This window comes from Achromobacter sp. ACM02, from assembly GCF_014851605.1.
GTDB lineage: Bacteria > Pseudomonadota > Gammaproteobacteria > Burkholderiales > Burkholderiaceae_B > Achromobacter > Achromobacter aegrifaciens.
Genome location: NZ_JACUZY010000008.1, coordinates 131,637 through 147,269, shown reverse-complemented (window position 1 = coordinate 147,269; position 15,633 = coordinate 131,637). Strand labels below are relative to the sequence as shown.

The following is a 15,633-nucleotide window of genomic DNA, read 5'->3' as shown; positions in this document are numbered from 1 at the left end:
GAGTGACAAATATGCCGCTTCCGAAGTTGCCCACCCGTCCCGCAGCCATCCTGACCTTCCCCTCGGGCGAATCCGCCCGGGCGCAGGCCCGCAGCACCAAGACCGCCGCTGCGCGGTCCAGTACCCAGGCAGTCCTCGCCGAGGACAACGAAGACGAGCTCCTCGTCCAGCCCGAACTTGAAGGCCTGGCCGCACCGGCCCGCAAGGCGCAGATCCCCGCGCCCGCCCGCCAGGTGCCGCCGCCGGCGCCAGCCGCTCCCGCTGCGCGCGCCGAAACGCGCCGCGCCAAGCCGGCGCCCGCCAAGCGCACCAAAGCCCGCGCCCAGAACGAACCGCGCAAGCTGTTCGTGCTGGACACCAACGTGCTGCTGCACGATCCCAGTTCCCTGTTCCGCTTCGAAGAGCACGACATCTTCCTGCCGATGATGACGCTCGAAGAGCTGGACCATCAGAAGAAGGGCATGTCGGAAGTGGCGCGCAACGCGCGCCAGGTCAGCCGTTCGCTGGACGCGCTGGTGCAGGACGCGACCCAGCTGGACGAAGGCCTGGAGCTGACCAAGCTGGGCAACAAGGACGCCACCGGCCGCCTGATGTTCCAGACGACCGCGATCCACAGCACGCTGCCGTCCGACCTGCCCATGGGCAAGGCCGACAACCAGATCCTGGGCGTCGTGCGCGCCCTGCAGGAAAAGTACCCGCAGCGCGAAGTCGTGCTGGTGTCCAAGGACATCAACATGCGCCTGAAGGCGCGCGCGCTGGGCATGGCCGCTGAAGACTACTTCAACGACCATGTCATGGAGGACTCGGACCTGATGTACTCGGGCGTGATGCAGCTGCCCGAGGACTTCTGGAACAAGCACGGCAAGGACGTGGAATCCTGGCAACAGGGCGGCACCACCTTCTACCGCATCCATGGCCCGCTGTGCTCGCAGTTCGTGGTCAACCAGTTCGTCTACTTCGAAGGCCAGATGCCGCTGTACGCGCAGGTGCGCGAGGTCAGCGGCAAGATGGCGGTGCTGGCCACGCTGCGCGACTACACCCACGGCAAGAACAACGTCTGGGGCATCACCGCGCGCAACCGCGAGCAGAACTTCGCCATGAACCTGCTGATGAATCCGGAGTGCGACTTCGTGTCACTGCTAGGTCAGGCGGGCACGGGCAAGACGCTGCTGGCGCTGGCCGCGGGCATCACCCAGGTGCTGGAAACCAAGCGCTACACCGAAATCATCATGACCCGCGTCACGGTGCCGGTCGGGGAAGACATCGGTTTCCTGCCGGGTACGGAAGAAGAGAAGATGCTGCCCTGGATGGGCGCCCTGGAAGACAACCTGGACGTCCTGAACATGGGTGAAGGCGAAGGCAACGGGGACTGGGGGCGCGCCGCCACCATGGATCTGATCCGTTCGCGCATCAAGGTCAAGTCCCTGAACTTCATGCGCGGCCGCACCTTCCTGAACAAGTACCTGATCATCGACGAGGCGCAGAACCTGACGCCCAAGCAGATGAAGACGCTGGTCACGCGCGCGGGCCCGGGCACCAAGGTGATTTGCCTGGGCAACATTGCCCAGATCGATACGCCCTACCTGACCGAAGGCAGTTCCGGCCTGACCTTCGTGGTCGACCGCTTCAAGGGCTGGCCGCATTCGGGGCACGTCACCCTGCAGCGCGGCGAGCGTTCGCGCCTGGCCGACTATGCTGGAGATGTGCTGTAGGCCTCGCCCCCATGCGCCTCCTGCCGCAGGCGACCAGCGCAGGCTTGGCCCAAGGAATGAACGCCCGATGAATCTCATCGGGCGTTTTTTTTGGCAGTCCCCATATAGTAAAGATGGCCATGGGGCGGAAGGGAAGAATGCCCCCCTTACATGAACATGTTGAACCCCACCAGAAAATTCAAGGCATTGTTGTCCACGGGCACGAATGACGGGGATCGGATGTAGCTGAGTCCCGTGCTCAGATAGACGCCGGGATAGAGGCGCGCCATGTAGGACACCATGGCCGCACTGCTCGAGTTGGCCGTGTCCACGCCCCGCTTGCCGAACGCGTCCTTCGCGGTATCGCTGAAATCCGACCAGGTGACCGTGACGGATAGCATGTCATAGGGTCGCGATGGAAACGTCCCTATCGTATATAGCCTGGCCTCCACGAACTTGGTGTACAGATTCTGATCCGCGGGAGCAAGGTGCAAGGAAAGGCCGGCGTACCATCCCTGCGCAGACGAGGAGTTGGGCGTCAGCCGCGAAATCTGCTGGTCTCCCGCGGCATAGAGCGCGTAGTTGTTCGAGCTGCGCTGGCGGGAATCGAACCTGGCGTAGTCGGACGTATTGAAAATCCCCCCGATCCGAAACCATCTCGAAGGGTTGTCGGGACTTGCTTGCTGCTTCACTCCGGTTTCGTTGATCGCCAACCACCCGCTTCCCGGCGTTTTCCACTTCAGCCCATGCTGATGTTCCGACTCTTCGGCCTCTGCTCCATAGGGGCTTATGCTGCGCTGAATTCCGGTCTTGTTGTAGAAGCCGCCAGAGCCGTTGTAGGTCACGTTTACGCCCGGGGTGGCGAAAGGCAGGCGTGACAGGCCGACCTGAAAGGGAATGATGGCATTCATCCCTTGCGCGCCGACCGCCAACGAACCGCCAACGTACAAGCCCACGAACTCCAGGGCATTGCTGAGATAGCCTGCCTTCAACTCCCACTGACGGTTGTTGAATGTGGTGAAGTACGCCAGCCGGCTCAGCGCAATGTCCGCCGAAGGCCCCTTCGGCGCCCAGCTCGCGTGCCCCGTCATGGCGCTGAAAATCAACTGGCTTTGATCGTTTCCGTGCTGACCCAGGTCATAAGTCAGGACAAGCTGCTGTGTCTCCGCGACGGTGGGAACCTGGCCGTTGTACGACTGCTTGCGATGCGTCCTCGGGTTTCCGCCTTTGAGGTCGTAAGCCGCGGAGTTCAAGCTGACTATCTGAAAACCGATCCCGTGCCGCGCCAGGTCGGAACGGAATCCGCCGGCATCCCGCAGCACTGTGTCTCGAATCGACGGAATCCGGACCAGCGCGCCCTGCTCCATCAGGCGCTCAAGAGACGCAAAATCAGACGCAGGCGGCGGCGCGGATTCCGCGACCGAGGCCTCGGATGAGGGCCGTAGCTGAGCGACGGTTCCGCGCTCGAGCCCCGTTCGGGATTCAGAGGCATTGCAGTCCCATGCAATCGCCCCCATGGCGGTAAAGATCGACACGATCGAGTGCGCCGGCACTTTGACCTGGCGCCAATTGATGATCTGGTTTGGCACGCGGCCTCCTTCAATCCCGGATTTCTCGCTTGTTCTCTGAAAAATCTGGATTGTTTAGACATAACAATCGGGCATGTACGCATAGGTCATGGTCGATGCAAGAATTCAAGGAGGGGAGGCATCCCGATAGCGCGTCCGCAGCCGTCTCGATAGCCCGGCCCGGATGCTCCAGGCTTGGGGCCAATTGAGATATTTCATGCCGACCGGTGTCGAAAGTTGATCACTGGGCGAACCACCTCCATTCCGTGCAGCCTGCTGCTGGTCACGACGTTGTTGGCAGCGATCCATGCACCCTCTGATCAGCATCCCGCCTCTTCAACGCCTTATTCCCGGCCGGGAATATGGCGTTGAAGTTAGTGTTACGATCAACTGAGGTCAAGCAGGGTTTTCCTCAGGATGTGCCATGCTTTCCGCGCTCAAGCAGACTTGAGGCGGCCTGCTTGTTGACCAAACATCACGCCGAAAAGACGATGAAAAAAGACGTTTTAGGGGAAGTTGAGCGCGGAAGAGGAGAACGAGCCGGCCTTGATCTGGACCGGATCTTGCGGGCGGCAAGGCGCATCGGTCACGACAAATTGTCGATGCAGGCACTGGCGGATGCGCTCAATGTGGACCGGAAGGCGCTCAACTATCACGTGAAAGATCGCCAGACGCTGCTGGCGCTTGTCGCGAAGGACACGCTGACGGCCAGCTTCAGCAGCGCCGACATCGCTCACGCGGCCACATGGCAAGACGCATGCAGGACCTACGCGACCCACCTGGTCGACGCCGCCGTCGCCATGGGGGGCTTGGCGGAACATCTTCGCTTTGACGATTCCGAGCTGATGAGCTGGAACCTGCTGCCGACCGAGGAATTGCTCGAACAGCTGAATCGGGCGGGCTTCAGCGAAGCGGCCGCGGTGCGCCTGGCCGTGCTGCTGGCCGCCCTCTGCGTTGGCCATGTGAAGGATATCTGGCAGGCCAGGTCAGCGGTCGATCGCACCAGACCTCGCCAGCTTCAGAAATGGCTGGATTCGGTCGATGGAAAGTCCTATTCACGGCTACGCCAGGCCGTCGCATTGGGAATCGACACCTACGGGCCCGAGCAACTCGATTTCTCACTCAGGATTTTCATAGCGGGCGCAGAAGCACACCTTGCTTCCTAGCGCCTGAACGTGCAAAGGCCTGAGCGGGGCGTGACTCCCAACTCAGGCCTTCTCAAAACCGCCCCGGCAATTACTTGTCGGCGGCGTTGGTAATGGCGTTGCCTGCCTTCGACATGTCCTTGCCCATGCCCGCGACGGTGTTGCAACCGGCGAGAACGAAGCCGAACACGACGAAGGCGGTCAGCACGATCTTGCTGCGCATGCTGGCGCTCCTGAAGTAGTGAAAACGGATCCGGGGCGTACTTTAAACGATCTGGACGCGCAGTTCACCCAGGCCTTCGACGCCGCCGGTGATCACGTCGCCTTGCAGCACGGCGCCCACGCCTTCGGGCGTGCCGGTGAAGATGAGGTCGCCGGGTTGCAGTTCGAACAGGCCGGACAGGTAGGAAATGCTCTCAGGAATGTTCCACAGCATCTGCGAAATGTCGCTGGACTGCTTGCGCTGGCCATTCACGTCCAGCCAGATGGCGCCCTTTTCCAGGGTGCCGACGACGCTGCGCGGATGGATCGGACCCAGCGGCGCGGACAGGTCGAAGGCCTTGCCGATTTCCCAGGGGCGGCCCTGCTTCTTCATTTCGCCTTGCAGGTCGCGGCGGGTCATGTCCAGGCCCAGCGCATAGCCCCACACACACTCATTGGCCTGTTCGACCGGGATGTCGCGGCCGCCCTTGCCCAGCACCACGACCAATTCCATTTCGTAGTGCAGGTTGGAGGTCTTGGGCGGATACGGCATCTTGCCGGTTTCGCCGTCGGCCACGCTCAGCACGGCGTCGGCCGGCTTGCAGAAGAAGAACGGATCCTCGCGGCCCGTGAAGCCCATTTCCTTGGCGTGTTCGGCATAATTGCGGCCGACGCAATAGACGCGGCGCACCGGAAACAGCGCGGCGCTGCCGGCAACGGGAACCGCGACGGGCGGCTGAGGGGGCAATACGTAGTCCATGTTCACTCGACCTATGAAGAATACGTGGCCGGAATCCGGCAATAGAAAACAGCCAGCCCCGCGAGGCGCCCGCTACCGCGGGCGGCCTGCCCTGCAGGCGGCCAGACGATGAAAAGTCATCCGCGAGTTTATCCCTTTCCGGGAGCCCGGGCGCGGTTCGGGCAATTCAGCTGAACGTAGGAATTTCCCCGTCATACACCACCAGGCGCTCGATGAAGCCGGCCATGTAGGCCTTCATCTCCTGGTGCGCGGGCGAGACCTGGTAGCGGTCATGCGCGGGGCTGTCCGCAAAGGCCGCCACCACGGCGTGGGTCAGGCCGTCCGAGCGGCTGGCTTCGTTGGGCCGGAAGGCGTAGCCCGCCACGCCTTCGCATTCGGCCAGGATGCGTTGGCAATAGCCCTGGACGCGGTCATGGAAGCGCGCGTCGGCGGCCTCGGACAGCTGCAGCATTACGACATGCAAGTACATCAGGATTCCTTTTTCGTGCGGGTAAGCGCCAGCCAGGCTCGCGAGACCAATCCCATGATGCCGTCGCGGAACAGGAGGACGCAGAGGACGAAGATTGCGCCCTGGACGATGAGCACCCAGGAGCCCAGCGGCGCCAGGTAGTTCTGCAGCGACACGAAGGTGAACGCGCCGGCCAGCGGGCCGAACACCGTGCCGATACCGCCCAGCAGCGCCATCAGCACCACTTCGCCGTTGGCGTGCCAATGCACGTCCGTCAACGACGCGACGCCGAACACCAGCACCTTCAGGCCGCCGGCCAGCCCCGCCACCGAGGCCGACAGCGTGAACGCCATCAGCTTGTAGCGCGAGGTGGAATAGCCCAGCGAGCGGGCGCGCTGCTCGTTGTCGCGCACCGAACGGATCACCTCGCCAAAGGGCGAGTTCAGCACGCGCAGCACGAAGGCATAGCCCAGCGCGAACACGGCCAACGCGAAGTAATACATCGGCATCACGCCTTCAAGATCGAAGATGCCGAACAGCTTGCCGCGCGGCACACTCTGCAGCCCGTCCTCGCCGCCGGTAAAGCCCGCCTGGACCGCGATGAAATAGACCAGTTGCGACAACGCCAGCGTGATCATCGCGAAGTAGATGCCCTGGCGCCGGATCGCGACGGCGCCAAACGCCAGACCCAGCAGCCCCCCCGTCAGCACCCCGGCCAGTAGGCCGAGTTCGGGCGTGGCGCTCAGCAGCTTCATCACGATGCCGGTCGCGTAGGCAGCCGCGCCGAAGAACGCGGCATGGCCGAACGACAGCAGGCCCACGTAGCCCACCAGCAGATTGAAGGCCGCGGCAAACAGCGCGAAGCACAGCACCTTCATCAGAAAGGTCGGATAGATGAACCAGGGCGCGGCGATGGCGGCCACGGCCAGCACAGCCATCGCCACGCGCATGCCGCGGCGGCTCAGCTGCACCGGCTCGCGCGTGGCCTCGGCGGCCAGCACGTTCTGCACCTGCAGCGGCTTGCCGAACAGGCCCGCGGGCTTGCACAGCAGCACCAGCACCATGATGATGAAGATCGCCAGGTTGGCGGCCTCGGGATAGAACACCTTGGTCAGGCCTTCGATGATGCCCAGCCCGAAACCACTGATGATGGCGCCCATGATGGAGCCCATGCCGCCGATCACCACCACCGCGAACACCACCACCACGAGGTTGGAGCCCATCATCGGACTGACCTGGTAGATCGGCGCGGCGATCACGCCCGCCACCGACGCCAGCGCCACGCCCAGCGCGTAGGTCAGCGTGATGAGCAGCGGCACGTTGATGCCGAAGGAGCGCACCACCGTCGGATTCTCGGTGGCCGCGCGCAGCATCGCGCCCACGCGGGTCTTCTCGATCAGCACCCACACGGCCAGGCACAGCACCAGCGACACCGCCACCGCCCAGCCGCGATACCAGGGCAGGAACATGAAGCCCAGGTTGACGCCGCCAGACAACGCCTTGGGTATCGTGTAGGGCAACCCCGATACGCCATAGGCCTGACGCAGGCCGCCTTCGATCAGCAGCGCGATGCCAAAGGTCAGCAACAGCCCGTACAAGTGATCCATGCGGTAGGTGCGCGAGATCAGCAGGCGCTCGACCACGATGGCGAACACGGCCATGATAAGCGGCACCAGCACCAGCGCTGCCCAGTAGTTCACGCCCAGATAGTTCAGCAGCATCCAGGCCAGGAATGCGCCCGCCGTGTACTGCGCGCCATGGGCGAAGTTGATGATGTTCAACAGGCCGAAGATCACCGCCAGCCCGATCGACAGCAGTGCGTAGAACGAACCGTTGATCAGGCCGAGCAGCAGTTGGCCGAATAGTGCCGTGGACGGCACGCCGAATATTTCGAACACGTGGATTCTCCCCTCAGACGCCCAGGCGGCGCTTGATCCGCTCGGGATCGTTGCGCGCTTCTTCTGCCGACAGCTGGTCGACGACGCAGCCGTGCTCCATGACGTAGTGGCGGTCAGCCACCTTGGTCGCGAAACGGAAGTTCTGCTCGACCAGCACGATGGTGAAGCCCCGCTCCTTCAGGGTGCGGATGGCATGCCCGATCTGCTGCACGATGACGGGCGCGAGGCCCTCGGTGGGTTCGTCCAGCAGGATGAGCTGGGCGCCGGTGCGCAGGATGCGCGCGATCGCCAGCATCTGCTGTTCGCCGCCCGACAGGTTGCCGCCGGAACTGGCGCTGCGTTCGCGCAGGTTGGGAAACAGCGTGTAGATTTCGTCCAGCGACATGCCGCCATCGGCCAGGCGCGGCGGCAGCATCAGGTTTTCGGTCACGTCCAGGCTGCGGAACACGGCCCGTTCTTCGGGGCAATACACCACGCCCAACCGCGGAATGCGGTGCGCCGCCATGCCCACGGTCTCCTGGCCGTTCAAGCGGATGGAACCGCGCCGCTTGTCCATGATGCCCATAATGGCGCGCAGCGTGGTGGTCTTGCCCGCGCCGTTGCGGCCCAGGATGGTGACGAGTTCGCCGCGCCTGACTTCCATGTCCACGCCGTGCAGCACGTGGGATTCGCCGTACCAGGCGTTGAGGTCCTTGATAACCAGCATCTCAGTGCGCCTCCTCGTCGGAGCCCATGTAGGCCGTGATGACGCGCTCGTCGCTCGACACGGTGGCGTAGTCGCCCTCGGCCAGCACCGCGCCGCGCGCCAGCACCGTGATGGTGTCGGACAGATCCGCCACTACCGACAGGTTGTGTTCGACCATCAGGATGCTGCGGTTGGCGGACGCGCGCCGGATCAGCGCGGCGATGCGGGTCACGTCCTCCTGGCCCAGGCCCGCCATGGGCTCGTCCAGCAACATGATTTCCGGCTCCAGCGCCAGAGTCATCGCGATTTCCAGTGCGCGCTTGCGTCCATAAGGCAGCAGCGCCGCGGTGGTGTGCGCCAGGCCGGAGAGGCCGACCGCGTCCAGCAGTTCCATGGCGCGGCCGTTCAGGTGGTCGATGCTGCTGCGGCTGCGCCAGAAGCGCCAACCATCGCCGTGCTGGCGCATCAGCGCCACGCGCATGTTCTGCAGCGCCGTCAGGCCCAGGAACACGGCGGATATCTGGAACGAGCGGACGATGCCCAGGCGCGCGATCTGCTCGGGCGCCAGCGCCGTGATGTCGCGGCCGCGATAGTGGATGACGCCCGCGTCGGGCGCGAGGAACTTGGTCAGCAGGTTGAAGCAGGTGGTTTTGCCTGCGCCATTGGGGCCGATCAAGGCATGGATGGAGCCTTCGCGCAGGGACAGGGACACGCCGTCGACGGCATTGAAGCCGCCGAACCGCTTGACCAATCCCTGGGCGGACAGGACCGCTGGGGTGTTCATGGGCGCGCTCCTACATGCGGGCCAGCAGGCCGCCGTCGATCGCCAGGACGTGTCCGTTGACGAACGCGGCGCCCGGCGAGGCCAGGTAGACCACCGCGGGTGCAATGTCTTCCGGCGCGGCCCAGCGGCCGGCGGGCACCGCCGTGGCCAGGAAGGACTGGAACTGCGGATTGTCCTGCAGCCCCTGCGTGAAATCGGTGCGCACGAAACCGGGCGCCAGCGCATTGCAGGTGATGCCGCTGGCGCCGTATTCGACCGCCAGCGCGCGCGTGAAGGCCGCGATCGCGCCCTTGGCCGTGGCGTAGGCGGCGATGTTGGGCATGGTGGCCTGCCCTGCCACGGACGACATCAGCACGATGCGGCCGAAGCCGCGCTTGCCCATGCCGGGCAGCACGGCCCGCGCGCAATGGAAGGCGCCGTTGACGTGCACGTTCTGCAAGGCCTGCCATTCGGCGGAGCTCATCTCCACCACGGGCTTGCGGTTCTGGTTGCCGGCATTGCTGACCAGTACGTCGACCGCCAGCCCTGCGTTATCCAGTTGCGCGACGGCATCGGCCACGGCCTTTTCGTCGGCGACATCGAAAGGCGCCCCGTGGGCCTTGATGCCTTCGGCCGCCAGGCGCTCGCAGGCGGCCGCGCAGGCCTCGCCGGAAAGATCGTTGATTACCACCTGGGCGCCAGCCTGGCCCAATGCTCGCGCGATGGCGTAGCCCAGTCCCCTTGCTGCGCCCGTCACCAGCGCGACGCGCCCCGCCAGACCGAATGTGCGGTCCAGATAGTCGTGTTTCAAGCTTGTCTCCTTGGTCTTATATGCGCCGGATTTCTTGGCCCGGCCTGTGTCGCTGCATGCTTGCGCCGGGCGAAAACATGATTGACATAAATCTCAATATACGCGACTATTTTTAAACACTCAATAACAAGATTTTTTCTTTATCTCTCATAAAGAGTTCTGGTAGGAGACATCATGGCCCTGGAAACTCCCGGCTGCCCCGCAGCCAACGCCTTGCCGCCCCTGGCTTCACGCTTCCTCAAAGTTGCCGATCTGCCGTGGAAACCGACGCAAGTGGAAGGCATAGACATGAAGGTGCTAATGCAGGACAAGGAGACCGGCTTGCTGACCGCCCTGTTCCGCTGGCAGCCCGGCACCGAACTGCCGCTGCATGAGCACGTGGAGGTCGAACAGACCTTCGTGCTGGAAGGCTCGATCGTCGACGCCGAAGGCGAGGTCTGCGCTGGCGACTACGTGTGGCGTCCGCGCGGCAACCGGCACGTGGCGCGCGCGCCCAATGGCGCTTTGGTGCTGAGCTTCTTCCTGAAACCCAATATGTTCATCGACGCCTACGCCGGCCAGACGCTGGAGTAAGCGGCCCCGGCGCGACCGTCCGGCACAGGACGGCGCGCAAAGAAACTAGCCCCCGAGGAGACATACCCATGAAGACCCGTTTGAAGAACAGCCTGGCCGCCTGCGTGCTGGGCGCCCTGTCCGTATCGGCCCAGGCCCAGGTATCCGATGACGTCGTGAAGATCGGCGTGCTCGGCGACCAGTCCGGCATGATGGCCGACCTGTCCGGCAAGTTTGGCGTGGAAGCCGTGAAGATGGCCGTCGAGGATTTCGGCGGCACCGTGCTGGGCAAGCCCATCGAAGTGATCTCGGCCGACCACCAGAACAAGGTCGACATCGGCGTGGCGACCGCGCGCCGCTGGTACGAGAATGACAAGGTGGACCTGATCCTGGACGTGCCCAACTCCGCGATCGCACTGGCGGTGCAGGACCTGACCCGCCAGATGAAGCGCGTGGTGATCTTCACCAGCGCAGGCTCCGCCGACCTGACGGGCAAGGCCTGCTCGCCCAACGGCATGCACTGGACCTACGACACCTATGCCTATGCCACCGGCGTGGCCAACGGCGTCATGGAAGACGGCGGCAAGAGCTGGTACTTCATCACTTCCGATTACGCCTTCGGCCATTCGCTGGAGCGCGACGCCATGGCGGTGGTCAAGGCCAAGGGTGGCCAGGTCGTAGGCAGCGTGCGCCACCCGATCGCCAGCGCGGACTTCTCCTCGTTCCTGCTGCAGGCGCAGGCCTCCAAGGCCCAGGTGATCGGCCTGGCCAACGGCAGCGGCGACACCATCAACAGCATCAAGCAGGCGTTCGAGTTCGGCATCATGGGCAGCAAGCAGCGCGTGGCCGCCCTCTTCATGAGCATCGTGGACGTGCGCAGCGTGGGGCTGGAATACGCGCAGGGACTGAACCTGGTGGAACCCTTCTACTGGGACCTGGACGACAAGTCGCGGCAATGGTCCGAGCGTTATTTCAAACGCACCGGCCGCATGCCGTCCATGGTCCAGGCCAGCAACTACAGCGCCGCCATGCACTACCTGAACGCCGTCAAGGCGGCGGGCACGGACGCGTCCGAGCCGGTGCTGAAGAAGATGCATGAGACGCCCATCAACGACTTCATGACCGAGAACGGCCGCATCCGCGAGGACGGCCGCATCATGCGCGATCTCTATCTGTTCCAGGTCAAGAAGCCCTCGGAATCCAAGCGCGACTGGGACTACTACAACCTGGTGCGCAAGATTCCGGCCGAACAGGCCTTCCGTCCGCTCAAGGACGGCGCCTGCCCGCTGGTGAAATCGTGATGGACGGCGCGCTTGGACTGCTGGCCGGCAAGCGCGCCATTGTCACCGGGGGCGCCAACCCCCGTGGCATAGGCGCCGCCATCGTCGAGCTCTTCATCGCCCAGGGCGCCACGGTCGCGGTGTTGGACCAGGCCTATCCGGAAGGCGCCGGCGCGGCGCTCGCCGCGAGCCGCATCGACCTGCACTGCGACGTGTCCCGTTCGGCCTCCTGCGAGGCGGCGATTGCCCGCGCCCGCGAGGCGCTCGGCGGCATCGACGTGCTGGTCAACAACGCCGGCATCGTCGCGGCCACGCGCATCTGGGACCTGCCCGAAGACGAGTTCCGCCGCATGGTGGAGGTGAACCTGACCGGCACCTACAACGTCACGCATGCGGCGCTGCCGGAATTGCTGCAAAGCGCGCGGCGTCCGGCCATCGTCAATCTGGGCTCCACCGCCGCCTTGCGCGGCGGCGGCCTGCTGGGCGGCTCGCATTACGCCGCATCCAAGGGCGGCGTCATCAGCTTCACCAAGGCGCTGGCGCGCGAGCTCGGCCCGCGCGGGGTGCGCGCCAATTGCGTGGCGCCCGGCATCATCGAAACGGACATGACGCTGGGAAAATTCGGCGAAAATTGGGAACAAGAACTCAAACAGGGCATTCCGCTACAGCGTTTCGGCTCGCCCGCCGAAGTCGCCCAGGCCATACTTTTCCTGGCCTCGGACCTGTCCTCCTACTCAACCGGCATCGTGGTCGACGTCAATGGCGGCTTCCACATTCACTAGGCGCGCCCTCCCGCAATGAGCACTCCAGACCGCATGTTGTCCATCCTCGACCTCTTTCGCGACGACACCACCGCCGCGTTCCAGGAAGACGTCATGGCGCATCTGGACTGCTCGCGCGCCACGGCTTACCGCTACCTCAAGTCGCTGACCGAAAGCGGGCTGCTGGCGCCCACCTCGGGCGGCGCCTACGTGCTGGGGTCGCGCATCATCGAGCTGGACCGCCATCTTCGCCAGCACGATCCGCTGATGCGCGCGGCGCGCGAGGTCATGCGGGCCACCGGCGACGAGCTGCACGCCAACCTGATGCTGTGCAACTACTACGGCGACAAGGTCATGTGCGTGGACCGCTACTGGACCGATGATTCCATCGAATCGAGCTACGCGCGCGGCCGTCCCTACACCATGTTCCATGGCGCCACCGCCAAGCCCATCCTGGCCAACCTGCCGCCGTACCAGCTGCGCAACCTGATGCTGTGGCACGCCGCGGAAATCCGCGAAGCCGGGCTGGGGGAGGATTGGGACGAATTCCGCGCCAACCTCAAGCGCCTGCGCGCAGCCGGCGTCTACGTGTCGCACGGCGAGGTCGACCCTGGGCTGATAGGCATAGGCTCGGCCATCTTCAGCGCCGAACAGAAAGTCGTGGGCAGCCTGGTGTTCATCGCCGCCGAAGCGCGCACCTCGGCCGAGCGGCTGGAGGTACTGCAGGCGCGCATCCAGATCGCGGCCGCGCAGGTGTCGCGCAATCTGCAGGCTCCGCAAAGCAACGGCGCGGCGGCGATCGGCATCATGCCGTCGCGGCCGCGCCGCATCAAGACGTCAGCCGGCGGCGCTGCGCCGGCCAAATCCAGGAAGCCGTAATCAGGCCTTGTTGTAGCGCTCGGCGCTGCGGACGATTTCCTCGTGCGCGGCGTCCAGGCCCTTCCAGCCCTTGACCTTGACCCACTTGCCCTTTTCCAGGTCCTTGTAGTGCTCGAAGAAATGCTGGATGCGGGAGATGTCTTCCGCCGGCAGATCTTCGTAGGACTTGATGTTGCGGTACGGGGGGTACAGCTTTTCGATCGGCACGGCCAACAGCTTGGCGTCGCCGCCCGACTCGTCGTCCATTTCCAGCACGCCGATGGCGCGGCAGCGCACGACCGCGCCGATCTGGATCGGGAACGGGGTCAGCACCAGCACGTCGGCGGGGTCGCCGTCTTCGGACAGGGTTTGCGGGATGTAGCCGTAGTTGCACGGGTAGTGCATGGCAGTCAGCATGAAGCGGTCAACGAAAATCGCGCCCGTGTCCTTGTCGACCTCGTACTTCACCGGGTCGGCGTTCATGGGGATTTCGATGATGACGTTGAAGTCTTCCGGCAGCTTCTTGCCAGGGGAGACGCGATCAAGACTCATGATTCAACCTTGTTGTGTGTCTGAAGGATTGTTCAAATCGAGCCGTCGTCCTTGAACGGCGGCTTGGTAGCCGGCACGGGCGCGGCGGCAGGCGCGGGCTTGGACCCAGCGGGCGTAGCCGGAGCGTACGTGGGCACGGGATCATCGAAAGCCGCCGCCGGGATGGGGGCGCTGTCGAAGTACTCGTCGATGTCGGAGGTGCCGCCGCCGGCCAGCGGGGCATCCTCGGGAGCCAGCGCACGCTCGCGCTGTTCTTTGTTCTCGCGAGCGTCCGGATCCAGCACGTAGTCGGAGGCCGACGCCGCCACGGCCGGCGGCAGCGCGGGGTAATCGCCGCCAAGTTCGGTGTCGCTGTCGACGTCGGACAGGCCCACCGCATAGCCGCCTTCGGCGTCCACGCGGTAAGGATCCGAACCGGTGTCCGCGGCCGGCAAGGCGGCATCCGCCGCCAGCACCGGCAGCGCCATGCTGGCCGCCGTTGCCAGGCGCCAGTGGCGCACTGCGTCGGCGGGACGGTCCAGGCGGTCGTACAGGCTGCCCAGCAGCGCATGCGTCTGCGCATCGCTGCGGCGGCTCAGGCTGCGCAACAGATAGCGTTCGGCCTGGCCCCAGAGCTGGCCGTTCAGGCACAGCATGCCCAGCGCGGTAAGCAGGTCCGGATCGGTGGGACGCTGTTGCAGCCAGGTTTCGGCACGGGCCAGCCGGCGCGACACCTGCTCGGCCTCGCAGCGGGCGTAGGCCGCCACCAGGGCGGGATTGAACTTCACGGCGACTGCGGCTTCCAGCACGCGTGCGGCCTCGCTGGCTTCACCGGCGGCCTCGAACGCCGCCGCGCCCGCCAGCGCGATTTCCGGCAGGAGGCGCTCCTCGGCCTTGAGATCCTTCCAGATGGCGCGCCAGGCGTCGCTGCCACCTGCGGCGGCGGCGCGCAGCCGCGCCGCGCCCGAAGCGTCGATCAATTGATCGGCTTCGGAACGGGCCAGCGCATTGCGGCGCACCAGGCCCCGCGCCAGCGTGAACACCTGTTCGTCATGATGCAGGGCGGTGTGCGCACGCAGCAGCAGGCGCATGGTGTGCAGATGGCGCGCGCCGCCGTCGGCCAGCGGCTCCAGCACGGCCAGCGCGCGCTCGGCGCGGCCCTGGTCCAGCAGCATGTCGGCCGACACGGTGGCAGTGGCTTCGATCAGGCCGGCATCCGTGCCGGCTTGCTCCTGCGCGATCGCCAGCAGGCGGTCGCGGCGGTCGAACTCGCCCAGGCCATGCGTGGCGCGGGCGGCGGACAAGGCCGCCAGCACGCGGCGCGTCTGGACCTTGGTCTGGTCCAGCAGCTTGGTCAGGTCTTTTTCGGCGGTGGTGTAACGCCCTTCCAGCAGGCCGATCCAGCCGCGTTCCAGCAATTCGTGGTCGCGCGCCTGGGCGCGCTTGCCGCGCCAGGCCCGCACGCGGTCGGGGATGGCCAGCAGCCACGCCAGCAGGCGCAGGCCCACGTACAGCACGATGAAGGCCGCGACGATCAGCAGGACCGCCAACGTCAGCGACATGCTGATGCGCCACGGCCAGACCAGCAACAGCACGTTGCCGGAGTGCGAACGCAGCACCACCGCCAGGGCGACGGCGACGACGGCGAGCAGCAGTGTCCAGAACCAGGTACGCATAAGCC

General features: G+C 65.0%; 16 protein-coding genes. 6 read left to right on the top strand and 10 right to left on the bottom strand.

All coding sequences use genetic code 11. From position 1 onward, the window contains the following. Positions 1-11: 11 nt before the first annotated feature. Positions 12-1,712 carry a PhoH family protein gene (locus IB258_RS23770; protein WP_054451078.1) on the top strand — a complete coding sequence of 567 codons (1,701 nt, stop codon included), beginning with the start codon at positions 12-14 and terminating at the stop codon, positions 1,710-1,712. Between the two features lie 146 nt (positions 1,713-1,858). Here IB258_RS23770 and IB258_RS30615 read toward each other — a convergent pair whose 3' ends face one another. Then, the gene (locus IB258_RS30615; protein WP_192353287.1) at positions 1,859-3,280 is read right to left on the bottom strand and encodes a carbohydrate porin; all 1,422 of its coding nucleotides are present in this window, start codon (positions 3,278-3,280) and stop codon (positions 1,859-1,861) included. 440 nt (positions 3,281-3,720) lie between these two features. Here IB258_RS30615 and IB258_RS23760 point away from each other — a divergent pair, with 440 nt between their 5' ends. After that, positions 3,721-4,425: a TetR/AcrR family transcriptional regulator C-terminal domain-containing protein gene (locus IB258_RS23760; protein WP_119450535.1), complete on the top strand. Its 705-nt coding sequence runs from the start codon at positions 3,721-3,723 to the stop codon at positions 4,423-4,425. A 70-nt stretch (positions 4,426-4,495) separates the two neighbouring features. Here IB258_RS23760 and IB258_RS23755 read toward each other — a convergent pair whose 3' ends face one another. From IB258_RS23755 to IB258_RS23725, 7 genes are all read right to left on the bottom strand, one after another. After that, positions 4,496-4,627, bottom strand: coding sequence for an entericidin A/B family lipoprotein (locus tag IB258_RS23755; protein WP_042792660.1), 132 nt, complete (start codon positions 4,625-4,627; stop codon positions 4,496-4,498). Positions 4,628-4,669: 42 nt separating this feature from the next. Beyond that, positions 4,670-5,365 carry a fumarylacetoacetate hydrolase family protein gene (locus IB258_RS23750; protein WP_054451075.1) on the bottom strand — a complete coding sequence of 232 codons (696 nt, stop codon included), beginning with the start codon at positions 5,363-5,365 and terminating at the stop codon, positions 4,670-4,672. 166 nt (positions 5,366-5,531) lie between these two features. Continuing rightward, entirely contained in the window at positions 5,532-5,834 is a 303-nt protein-coding gene (locus tag IB258_RS23745) for a Dabb family protein (protein WP_054451074.1), read from the bottom strand. Continuing rightward, a complete protein-coding gene (locus IB258_RS23740; protein ID WP_192353286.1) occupies positions 5,834-7,711 on the bottom strand; it encodes an ABC transporter permease in 1,878 nt (625 codons plus the stop codon). Before IB258_RS23740 ends, IB258_RS23745 begins: the two co-directional genes overlap by 1 nt. A gap of 13 nt (positions 7,712-7,724) precedes the next feature. Beyond that, a complete protein-coding gene (locus IB258_RS23735) occupies positions 7,725-8,417 on the bottom strand; it encodes an ABC transporter ATP-binding protein (RefSeq protein ID WP_054451072.1) in 693 nt (230 codons plus the stop codon). A gap of 1 nt (position 8,418) precedes the next feature. Further along, on the bottom strand, positions 8,419-9,180 hold the full coding sequence (locus tag IB258_RS23730; protein ID WP_175181696.1) for an ABC transporter ATP-binding protein: 762 nt from the start codon (positions 9,178-9,180) through the stop codon (positions 8,419-8,421). 10 nt (positions 9,181-9,190) lie between these two features. Beyond that, positions 9,191-9,970 carry an SDR family NAD(P)-dependent oxidoreductase gene (locus tag IB258_RS23725; protein ID WP_054451070.1) on the bottom strand — a complete coding sequence of 260 codons (780 nt, stop codon included), beginning with the start codon at positions 9,968-9,970 and terminating at the stop codon, positions 9,191-9,193. A 174-nt stretch (positions 9,971-10,144) separates the two neighbouring features. Here IB258_RS23725 and IB258_RS23720 point away from each other — a divergent pair, with 174 nt between their 5' ends. From IB258_RS23720 to IB258_RS23705, 4 genes are all read left to right on the top strand, one after another. Then, on the top strand, positions 10,145-10,543 hold the full coding sequence (locus tag IB258_RS23720) for a cupin domain-containing protein (RefSeq protein WP_054451069.1): 399 nt from the start codon (positions 10,145-10,147) through the stop codon (positions 10,541-10,543). A 68-nt stretch (positions 10,544-10,611) separates the two neighbouring features. Next, on the top strand, positions 10,612-11,823 hold the full coding sequence (locus IB258_RS23715) for an ABC transporter substrate-binding protein (protein ID WP_054451068.1): 1,212 nt from the start codon (positions 10,612-10,614) through the stop codon (positions 11,821-11,823). After that, entirely contained in the window at positions 11,823-12,584 is a 762-nt protein-coding gene (locus IB258_RS23710) for an SDR family NAD(P)-dependent oxidoreductase (RefSeq protein WP_054451067.1), read from the top strand. The genes IB258_RS23715 and IB258_RS23710 overlap by 1 nt, the downstream gene beginning before the upstream one ends. Before the next feature lie 15 nt (positions 12,585-12,599). Further along, positions 12,600-13,442 carry an IclR family transcriptional regulator gene (locus IB258_RS23705; protein WP_054451066.1) on the top strand — a complete coding sequence of 281 codons (843 nt, stop codon included), beginning with the start codon at positions 12,600-12,602 and terminating at the stop codon, positions 13,440-13,442. On the opposite strand, the gene ppa is transcribed toward IB258_RS23705, so the two are convergent. Beyond that, the gene (gene ppa, locus IB258_RS23700) at positions 13,443-13,973 is read right to left on the bottom strand and encodes an inorganic diphosphatase (RefSeq protein WP_013392552.1); all 531 of its coding nucleotides are present in this window, start codon (positions 13,971-13,973) and stop codon (positions 13,443-13,445) included. 32 nt (positions 13,974-14,005) lie between these two features. After that, positions 14,006-15,628 (bottom strand): heme biosynthesis HemY N-terminal domain-containing protein, encoded by a 1,623-nt coding sequence (locus IB258_RS23695; protein WP_119450539.1) that lies wholly within the window; start codon positions 15,626-15,628, stop codon positions 14,006-14,008. Positions 15,629-15,633 lie beyond the last annotated feature (5 nt).